General features: G+C 58.8%; 4 protein-coding genes and 2 pseudogenes. 1 reads left to right on the forward strand and 5 read right to left on the reverse strand.

The genetic code is table 11. The features are described 5' to 3' along the window. Positions 1-484: 484 nt before the first annotated feature. Positions 485-4,435, reverse strand: a complete 3,951-nt coding sequence (locus LB536_RS30605) for a beta strand repeat-containing protein (protein ID WP_224599054.1) — start codon at positions 4,433-4,435, stop codon at positions 485-487. Here LB536_RS30605 and LB536_RS30610 point away from each other — a divergent pair. After that, a complete protein-coding gene (locus LB536_RS30610) occupies positions 4,422-5,279 on the forward strand; it encodes a hypothetical protein (RefSeq protein ID WP_224599057.1) in 858 nt (285 codons plus the stop codon). The genes LB536_RS30605 and LB536_RS30610 overlap by 14 nt on opposite strands. An 877-nt stretch (positions 5,280-6,156) precedes the next feature. Here the strand turns inward: LB536_RS30610 and LB536_RS30615 are convergent. The 4 genes and pseudogenes from LB536_RS30615 to LB536_RS30630 form a co-directional block, all read right to left on the reverse strand. After that, a complete protein-coding gene (locus tag LB536_RS30615) occupies positions 6,157-6,387 on the reverse strand; it encodes a hypothetical protein (protein ID WP_224599059.1) in 231 nt (76 codons plus the stop codon). A gap of 140 nt (positions 6,388-6,527) precedes the next feature. Then, a complete protein-coding gene (locus LB536_RS30620) occupies positions 6,528-7,973 on the reverse strand; it encodes an HlyD family type I secretion periplasmic adaptor subunit (RefSeq protein ID WP_224599061.1) in 1,446 nt (481 codons plus the stop codon). Positions 7,974-7,976: 3 nt separating this feature from the next. Beyond that, positions 7,977-10,135: pseudogene (locus LB536_RS30625) on the reverse strand (type I secretion system permease/ATPase). A 445-nt stretch (positions 10,136-10,580) separates the two neighbouring features. After that, positions 10,581-10,721: pseudogene (locus LB536_RS30630) on the reverse strand (IS256 family transposase); the annotation flags it as partial.

The following is a 10,721-nucleotide window of genomic DNA, read 5'->3' on the forward strand; positions in this document are numbered from 1 at the left end:
CGCATCACACCGACAGAATGCTCACACTACTTCGAAAACTCCGGATATGACCGAAACTAATCTCATCCCGCTCTAGTGGCGACAATTTTCTGGAGCGTCCCCCTCGCGCTCTGGTTTTTGGACCAAAACGGCCCACCGGGGCACACGACCTTATTCCAGGCGCCCTTCGGCGTTCACATTCTCGACTGAGCGTCGCCAATAGTAGAAGAGCGCTTCCTCGATAGTGGGTCTCGCTATGTAGCGGTCTTCCGACTCGAACGCCGCGATAAGGGCCTCGATCAACGTCGCAACACTGCGGATCCAGACCTATTGGCTAGCTAGAGGCTCAAGGATTCTCATAATATCCATTATGTTGAATCGGCGCCCATCCGAGCCCATTCTCGTCCAACACGCGAAAGATTGCGCCTTTTTGCCCTCGAGCCCTGACCGTGGCGATCTTGGATGCCGAGCCATTGCTGGCCCGGCTCTAAGTCGCGAGGCAGAGCTACGCTGCCATCCAGGACGACTGCATCGCCCTTGAGATCGAACCGATCTGGTTTGGATCGCCGAGCAGGGGATCATTGGGATGGATGCCGGTTCCACCAGGCGACGTTGCCGGATCGAACCCGGCCATGGCCGCGACCAGGGTTGCCACGTCGGATGAATGCAGCACCTTGCCATCGCCCGATTTCAACGTCTCGACGACATTGCCTTGCCCGGTGAACCAACCGTTGGCTGTCACCTTATCTGTCGTCCCCAGCACAGAAATGACCAGGTTGTTGCCCTGCTGGCTGAACCAGAGTTCGTTCCAGTCGATGCCGGAGCCGAAATCGAGTTCGTCATTGTCGTTGTAGGCGCCGGATTCGATGATGGTGTCGGCGCCATCGCCGGCCCTGAACCGATATTGGTCGTTGCCCGCGCCACCAACAAGCGTGTCGTTGCCGGTGCCTCCGACGAGTATGTCGTTGCCGGCGTCGCCGTTCAACGTTTCGTTGCCGGTCAGACCGAATATGACGTCTGCTTGCGTGCTGCCAGCGGCTGTTCCACCGGCGGTGCGCGCAACAACGAAGTTCATAGAACCTGTCCCGTCGAGCTGAAGCTTTTCGACGCGGCTCCTGGCGACAGCTTGCTCGACCAAATATATTCGATCCGTGGATGGGCCGCCGGCAAAGTCGATCGCCGGGTTTTCATTGCCTGCACCATACCAAGTGAAGGAAAGGTCATCGATTTTAATTCCGCCCTCCAGCGTCAGGATGTCCTGACTACCGCCTTCAAAGATCTTCAGAAGCCCGTTGGACGGCGTCGTCCATGCATATCCGCCAACCCAGGTATCAACAATGCCGCCCGGTTGAACATTCAATGCTTGCGCGGCGCTAATGTCAGCCGCTCCGGTGACAAATGCACAGTTGATATCATTGATGATATCGGTGCCGTCGCCACGGCGGAACACATACCGGTCATTGCCGCTTACACCATTCAGAATGTCATTGCCGACACCTCCAACCAATACGTCATCGCCATCGAAGCCGTTCAGATTGTCGTTTCCGGCGCCGCCATAGATAATGTCGTTGCTGGAATTGCCATTGAGCGTTTCGTTGCCTGCTAGGCCAAAGATAATATTGGGACCGGCGGCAGCATTGACGGTCGCGCCGGCCGACGCAGCAACATTCAAACTCATCGTGCCCAGCCCATCCAGCTGTAGCTTTTCGATCTTTGCGACAGCTGTCTTCTGCTGATCCATCCTAACGGCATCGCCAGTTGGACCGCCCGCGATGGTAAGTTGGAGATTGTCGGCACCCACACCAGTCCACGAGAAGGTGAGGTCATCAGCCGTGATGTCGCCTTGGAGGACGAGCGTATCGCTGCCGGTGGACGCGATCAGCTTCAGCAGGCTATTTGAGCTGGTTTGCCAGAGGTAGCCGCCGATCCAGGTGTTGGTGTACCCGGTGGCAGAAACGCCCAAGGCTTGTGCAGCATTGATATCGGCCGTCGCGGTCGTTGCGACGAGACTGAAATCCTCGATGGTGTCGCTGCCATCGCCGCGTCTGAACACATAGCTATCGCTGCCATCCTCGCCGTTGCTGTAGTCGCTGCCTGTTCCGCCAACCAGCGTGTCATCACCGGCACCACCGGCCAGCACGTCATTGCCGGCGCCGGCATAAATCAGGTCATTGCCGCCGTTACCCCAAAGCGTTTCGCCGCCGACCAGACCGAACAGAATGTCGGCTGAGGCAGTGCCATTGACTGTGGCACCCGCAGCCGTTGCTACACCAAGGTTCATGGTGCCCAAGCCATCGAGCGCCAGTTTCTCGATATGACCCGCGAAGCGCTGCTGAATGAGATTCACACTGTCGCCGGCTGGGCCGCCAGCAATGTTAATCAGGAGATTGCCGCTGTCTGCACCTCCCCAAGAAAACGATAGGTCGCCTACCCCTACACCCTGGAGAACCAAGGTATCGCTACCCGCCTCCAAGCGCTTGAGGAGACTGTTCGTGGCGGTTTGCCAATAGTAGCCGCCGACCCAGCTGTTGACGATCCCGGTGGCCGAAACACCCAACGCCGAGGCGGCAGTGATGTCAGATGAAGCGGTGGTGACGGCGTCCAGTTCGTCGTCGATCGTATCGTTACCGTCGCCGCGCTGGAAGACAAACTGGTCATCGCCGTCGCCGCCGTTCGCGTAGTCGTTTCCCGTACCGGCGTAAATGGTGTCATTGCCAGTCATGCCAATGAAGACATCATTCCCGGCTCCGCCGTAAAGTGTGTCGTTGCCGGCGCCGCCATTGAGGAGGTTGGCGGCAGCATTGCCTGTCAGGATGTTGTTGCTCGAATTGCCTGTCCCGTTGATCGCGGCCATCCCCGTCAGTGTCAGGTTTTCGACATCCGCATCGGAAATCGTGTAGGTAACCGAACTAAGCACGGTATCAGTGCCTTCGCTCGCTGCCTCGATGACCTGGTCACCGGCGTCGTCCACGATATAGGTATCGTTGCCGGCGTTGCCTTTCATGATGTCGGCGCCCGTGCCGCCATCGAGAAGATCATCGCCCGCGCCGCCGTTCAGCGTATCGATACCGGCACCGCCCTGAATATGGTCATCGCCGGCGCTTCCGGTGATGGTGTCGTTGGTCGCGCCGGTGGCGATGAATTCGACGCCTGATGGACCGGCAGCGGTGCCTGTCCCTATCGCAGTGTTCGCCGTCACAACGGAGGTCGATTTACCGTTGGCGCTGACGTCCGTTGTCACCGTCTGCGTGACCACGCCGCTGGCATTGTAGTCGGTTACAACCTTGCGGATAGATCCGTCGATACGCGTGACTGCGACTTCCTTGTGTTCATAGGTTCCGTTGTTGTCTCCGTCCTTAAGCAGCGTCGTTGTCAGACCATCAGCGCTGCTGGTCATAGTGCCATTGGCAATCACCGCACCACTACTGTTCTTCTCGGTGATTGTCGTTACGACAGAGCCGTCGATCTGCGTCTGGGCAACGGCCTTATACTCGTAATTCGTGACATCCGGATTCGCCACCGACAGTTGGTAAGTATTGCCATTACCGTCGAGGTCCATGTATGTCGTCGAAGTCAGGCCGTCGGCGCTGTCGAACTCGGCGGATGCGTAAGCAATTTTGTTTTTCCAAAAGATGACGCCTGGTATCAATCGCGCAACATCTCTTGATGACGCGGTAAAATTGTCTGTGAATCGGGTAACGGATCCATCCGTACTCCTCGTTTCGCTTTGATAGACATTCACTGTCGAGCTGCCGTTTACAGTCTGCATTCCAACGCGCTCGTTTCCGTCAGCGGATGTCTCCCAGCTTAATCTGCTGATTTGGGTTCCTGCGGGGACTGCTGTATCGATGACGCTGGATGAGTGATATCCGCTGGCAATGCCGAGCAAGTCGTCCGTTTCGATACGCCGTTGATCGACTGTGCCGTTGCCATCAAAATCCCATTCGGACGTCGCCTTCAGGCCATCAGCGCTGATCACAACCTTGGTCTCGCTCGATTTGTGACCGGCGGCGCTGTAGTCATCGATAACGGTTGTCACCGAGCCATCGACTGCCTTCGTCGTGGTCTCTGTCTGGTCGCGGGTTCCATCCCCGTCAGCGTCGCGTATTATGGTCATCAGCCGTCCGTCGCCACTGGTCGTCGTCGTTACGCTGTCGAGAAGCACGCCGGCGGTCGTCGTTCTCTTCACCGTTTCGACCCTCGAGGCGTCAGCCAAGACCCGAACATCGTCAATCGTGACACGGTCAAATCCGACCACGCCGTCGATGTCTTCCTGAGTGGTGGCGGTCCTGCCGTCGACACTTGTGGCCGTGACGAATTTCGACAGTTGCGAGCCGTCGACTTTGAAATTCGTAACAGTCCTCGTCGTGGTGCCGTCAGCGTTGATCGTTGTTACATCCGTGGCGTCCTGGCTAAGGGGATTTGAGCCAAAACTGTCCCAGTTGGTGGTCGGCAACAACCCGGGCAATGCCAACGCCCCCGGATATCAAGGCGGTGGCATCAACGATCATACCAGTTACGCTGGTGTACCGGTCCTGCTTGACCTTTCCGGTAACGGCTTGTCCATCAATCCGCTGTTCTCATCATCGCAGTTCCTCGACCTTGAAGGCGATGGCTATCAGCATCGCACGGCCTGGGCGGATGCCGGTACAGGTGTGCTGGTGCTCGATGCCGATGGCGACGGCAAGATCAGCCGCTCCAGCGAGTTCGTCTTCACCGAATGGGACCACACGGCGACCAGCGACCTCGAGGCGCTGAAGAGCGTCTTCGATACCAATCACAATGGCAAGCTCGACGCCGGCGACGATCGGTGGTCCGAATTCAAGGTCATGGTCGACGGCCAACTGGTTTCGCTGGCATCTCTGGGCATTGCATCGATAGGCTTGACGCCATCAGGCAGCGGCCAGCAATTCGCCGATGGGTCAGCGATCACCGGCACGGCGCAATTCACCCGGACAGATGGCAGCACTGGCACCGTCGGCGACGCTATTCTCACCTCTGATGCGAACGGCTACATTATCAAGAGCACTGTCGTCACCAACGGCGACGGCTCGAAAACCATAACGCTTGGCGGGTACGGCAAGGACGGAACGCTGGCGTTCCAGAACCGCACCACTACCAGTGCCGACGGTCTCTCGACAACGACGCAGTTCGACGATGATGGCAACGGCGCCTATGAGCGCTCGCAAACCGATACCACGACTGTGACCGCAGGCGTGCGTCAGCGCATGTCAGCGATTTCAACACTGACGGATCGCTCGCGGATCGGACCACGACGACAACCAGCGCTAACAAGATGACGGTGACGACCGCTCACCACTCCCAACCGATACATGGCCTGACCCAGTTCCGCCCGCTCCGGTCCCAGCGCTGGCCGAGCCGCTAGCCCCTATGCCTCCACCGGTGCTGGGGTGGTTGCCGCTGTTTCCAGGTGAGCTCTGATGGCCACTGGCGCCGTTACCACTCCCTTGACCTGTGGAGCCCCCAGCATTTGCACTTCCACCAGCGTTGTTGTTTCCGCCGGCTTCGCTTCCGCCCCGTTGACCGCCTTGCCCTCCGGGATTCGATGATCGGTCTGGGGCTCGTGGATCAGCAGCAGGCGGTGCCGACGACGGCGGCCTGTTGGTATGCCCCTCGCTAGGCGAATCCAAGCCCCACCCTGTATAACGGTCGGTATAGTTCGGGAGATGATAAACAGGATCGTTGAGATCGAAGCCACCTATACCGTCCGGCTCAAAGCCTGACAGCGGAGTTGCCGGATCAAATCTATAGGTCGGATCAAAATTAGGCAGATCTATCGGCGGAACAGTGTGGTAGACACCTGCTTCTAACAGGTCAGTTACTCCCGTGCCGACCTGAACCGTTGCTTGATTGGTATCGGGGCTGAATGTAATGCTACCAGTTACGGGAGACGGAATTCCTGTTGGAACCCCAACCGATACCTGCAACGATGGATCAAACATAGACCATGAAAATACATCTAAGCTCCACCTCGTTGGATCTGCTATTACACTTAAATTAACTAAGTCATAGCTCCAATAATACCCTATTGCATCCGGTCCGACATAGGTTTGCGACACACCAGCAACCACATCGCCATCAACATTTGTTCCAATATACCCACCAACCGTACCAACCTGACCGTATATGCCGCCGCTCATATCATCATCATTTTCATCAGTACTTTTTCTTTATATTCTTGTATATTCCTTCCAAGTATCCAATGCCATATAACTTCTTTGCAGAGATCTGAAAAATAAATAAAAATATCAAAAATGAACTGAATACAGCCGCACATAGGAAGTAAATTCTAATTTGGCTGTATTTCAATTCAATAATAAAAAGAATAACAGAGATCGGTAAAGAAACACCAATCCCAATTAGTATGTATTTTTCCTCTTTGGCCATTTCAAAATCTCCTCCTTAATTTAAGATACTCCGATAGATTTATTTAGATCCTCATGCATTTTTACTACAGCTTAAATAACAATAGACGATTCTTGGGAGGCCGATGGCAAGCAATTCGATGCCGACAAAAGACGATTGGGCTACCGCTCATGGAACGCCTCATCCGTCATCTCCATCAGTGGGTCGAGCAAATACTCCAGCACCCGCCGGTTCCCGGTCTTGACCTCCGCCGTCACCGACATGCCGGGGGTCAGCACGACATCCCTGCCCTCGACCCGTATCGATGTCTCATTCAGCGCAATCCTGACCGGGAACACCAGCGGCCCGGCGCTGTCGCGCGCGGTCTGTTCCTTGGCCGCTGAAGGCTGCTGCGGCGTTCCGGCGGGGATGGCGTCGTTGGAGACGGTCAGCACCGCGCCATTAAGCGTGCCGTAGCGGGTGAAGGGGAAGGCTTCGAGCTTGACCCGCGCTTCCTGCCCTTCATGGACAAAGCCCTTGTCGCGGTTGAGCAGCATCGCCTCGATCTCGAGCTTCGTGCCGTCGGGCACCACCACCATCAGCTTCTGGCCGGTCTGCACCACCTCGCCCAGCGTGTTGACCTCCAGCTGCTGGACCCGGCCGGCGACCGGGGATTTTAGCAGGCTGGCGCGCTCGAACAGTTCGGCCTTGGCGAGGTCCTGCCGCGACACGCCGATCGTGCGGTCGATCTCGATCAGTTCGGTGGCGACCTTGTCGAGATAGGCGTCGCGGCGCGCAAGTTTTTGCGCGGCAAGCGTCTTCACCGTGGCTTCGAGTTCGGCGATGTGTCCCTCGTCGGACACCGTCTCCATCAACTGGTCCTGCTCGCCCTGGCGGGCCTCGATGGTGCTGGTCTTGATGCCGACCTGGCGCTTTTCAAGTGCCTCAAAGACATCCAGCCTGTCGCCGGCGAGCTGGACCAGCTTTCGGCGCTCAACCAACGTCTTGCCGGCGCGCTCGATCTCGATGCGCTTCTGCGCGATCTCGGCTTCGAGGCTGTCCTGTTCCGACTGATAGGCGGCCAGTGACTGACGCATCTGCAGGCGCTGCAACGCGACCAGCGGCGCCGGGGCATTTTCGGGCGCGACGAACGCCGCCTCTGTCGCAGGCGTGCCGTCAGCCACGGCATCGATCAGCGCCTGGAGCCGCGCCTTGGAGACTTGCGCCGCGGCAAGGTTGCCGGCATTTTTCTGCCGCTCGGCCGCGTATTCTGCCGGCTCCAGTTCGATGAGCATATCGCCCGCCGCGACATGGTCGCCGGCTCTGACATGCAGCGCCTTGACCGTGCCGGTGATCAGCGGCTCGATGACCTGCACCTTGCCGATCGGGATCAGCTTGCCCTGCACGGTGGCATAAGTGTCGATGCGACCGTACCACGACCACGCAAGGGCGCCGACGGCAAACAGCATGATCAGCGCGGAGAAGATCCGCGCCGCCGGCGAGGCCGGCGTTTCCAGGATCTCGATCGCGGCGGCCTGGAAGGCGCGTTCGTCGCGGTTGAGTTTCGGGCGCTTGGCTTCGCCTTCGCGCGCCACGCCTTCTTTCACGGCTTGCCAATAGCGCCCCATCGTCTACTCCGCCGCCTGTGGTTGGGTGGACGGGCGCTGCTCGGCCTGCAGCCGGTAGAGCTGGGCGTAACGGCCGTTGAGCTTCAGCAATTCGTCATGCGTGCCCTGCTCGGTGATGCGGCCGGCCTCGATGGTCATGATGCGCGTGGCATCGCGAAGTGCGGCCAGCCGGTGCGCGATGATGAACACGGTGCGTCCCTTGGCCATCAGCCGCATGTTCTGCTGGATGATGTATTCGGACTCATAGTCGAGCGCGCTGGTCGCCTCATCGAACAGCAGGATGCGCGGGTTGGTGACCAGGGCGCGGGCAATGGCAATGCGCTGGCGCTGACCGCCGGAGAGGTTGGAGCCACGCTCCTCCAGCACCGTGTCGTAGCCCGACTTGAGCTGCAGGATAAATTCGTGCGCGCCGGAAAGCTTTGCTGCCTCGATGACGCGCTCTAGCGGCAGTGCCGGGTCGGCCAGCGCGATGTTCTCGCGCACAGTGCGGCGGAACAAAATATTCTCCTGCAGCACGACGCCGATCTGGCGGCGCAGGCTGCGCGGATCGATCAGCGCCAGGTCGACACCGTCGACCAGCACGCGGCCGCGCTCAGGCACATGCAGCCGCTGCAACAGCTTGGCGACGGTGCTCTTGCCCGAACCGGACGGCCCGACAATGCCGACGATCTCGCCGGGCTCGGTCTGGAACGAGACGTCGCTCAAGATCTCGCGCTCGCCGGGGCGGTAGCGGAAGGTGACGTGGTCGAAGGCGGCATGGCCCGAGATTTTGCGCAGCGAACCCTGCCCGCTGCCGCCTGATATTTCGACCGGAGCGTTGAGGATGTCGCCCAGCCTATCGACGGAAATGCGCACCTGCTGCAAATCCTGCCACAGTTGTGCCAGCCGCAGCACCGGGCCGGAAACACGACCGGCCATGATGTTGAAGGCGACCAGCTGGCCGACCGTCATGTCGCCGGCCACCACCGCCTTGGCGCCGAACCACATGGTGGCGACCATCACCGCCTTGGAAATCAGCTGGGCGGTGTTGGAGGCGAAATTGGCGAGCCTGGCGGTGCGGAATCCGGCACCGACATAGCCGGCAAGCTGGTCCTCCCAGCGCCGCTGCATCTGCGGCTCGACCGCCATCGCCTTCAGCGTTTCGACGCCGACGATCGATTCGACCAGGAACGTCTGGTTCTCGGCGCCTCGGTTGAACTTTTCCTCGATGCGGCGGCGGAACTCCGGCGTCACCGCCATCGACAGGATGACATAGGCCGGGATCGAATAGATGACGATCAGGGTTAGCCACGGGCTGTAAAGATACATCACCGCGAGGAAGACAAAAAGAAAAAGAACGTCGAGCAGCACGGTGAGCGCCGAGCCGGTGAGGAAGGCGCGGATGTTCTCCAACTCATGCAGGCGGGCCACCGTCTGGCCGGTCTGCCGCGCCTCGAAATAGGCGATCGGCAGGCCGAGCAGATGGTTGAACAGTTTTGCGCCCAGCGCCACGTCGATGCGGCTGGTGGTGTGGATGGTGGTGTAGGTACGCAGGCCGGTGAGCAGAACCTCGAACATCGAGACAGGCCGACGACCAGCACTTCAAGCGTCGTCAGGCCGTTGTGGACCAGCACCTTGTCGATGACCAGCTGGAAGAAGATCGGCGAGATCAGGCCAAGCAACTGCACGAAGAACGAGGCGAGCAGCACTTCAGCGAAGATCCAGCGATAGCGGATGATCTCGGGAATGAACCAGGAGAAATCGAAGCGCCGCGAAAAGCCTTGCGCGAAGGCGCGGCTGGTGACCAGCACGACATAGCCGCTCCACAGCGCCTCGAAGTCGGCCCGCGCAAGTTCTTGCGGCGCGCCCGATTGCGGATCCTGCAGCAGCACTTTTCCCGGGGAGAGTGCCGCCAGCAGAGCGAAGCTGCCGTCGGTCTTCTCGATGATCGCCGGCAGCGGCAGCCGATCGAGCCGCTTCGGTGACGGCCTGGCGATCCTCGCTTTGAGCTTCAGCCGCTTTGCCGACCGCACGATGTCGACGCGATCGGCAAGCCGTTCGCCCAGACCAAGGTCATGCCGAATGGCGTCGGGATCGGCCGGCCGGCGCAAATACTGCGTAATCAGTGTCAAGCAAATGACACCACTGTCCAGACGCACGACTATAGGCGTGACTGCCCCCACTTGCCCCCGGCAAACAACACTTGGGTTACTTGTTTTTCACTTATTCACCACTGCAAGCTGCGGTAGCAATCACCGAAGCGTGAAAATAAATAAACGCGCCATCAACTTTTTGTGATCTATTATATTAGAAGTAGCGAATATTTTTGCTTCAAGATCGTGTGGGTGATGGCCGCATCGGACAATGAGACCTCAAGTCGGATCGATGTGACAACCGATTAGCCTCGTCTTCTAGAAAGCGTCGATCATGATGTTCAGGAAACGACGGATTTCCGTACATCGCCGTATGTGGTGCCAGGATAGCGATCCGAGGATAGTTTCACGTACGGAAACCATGTGCGGAATTCTATTGTGCGGATAACGTCCGACCAGCCAATCGGATCGTGTCCCTCTGGGTGGTGTAGCTGGCGGCATTGGTCGCCGTGCTCTCCGGCATGGGCCGGGCTGATTAGCGCGCCACGGCTGGCAGGCTGATGAGGGGATCATCGCTCATCTGGCTGATCGTTTCCAGGGTCATATATCTGGCCCGCTGCACTGCCCATTCATCGTTCTGTTCGAGCAGGATTGCGCCGACGAGGCGCACGATCGC

It is taken from the genome of Mesorhizobium sp. ES1-3, assembly GCF_020164795.1.
Taxonomy (GTDB): Bacteria; Pseudomonadota; Alphaproteobacteria; order Rhizobiales; family Rhizobiaceae; genus Mesorhizobium.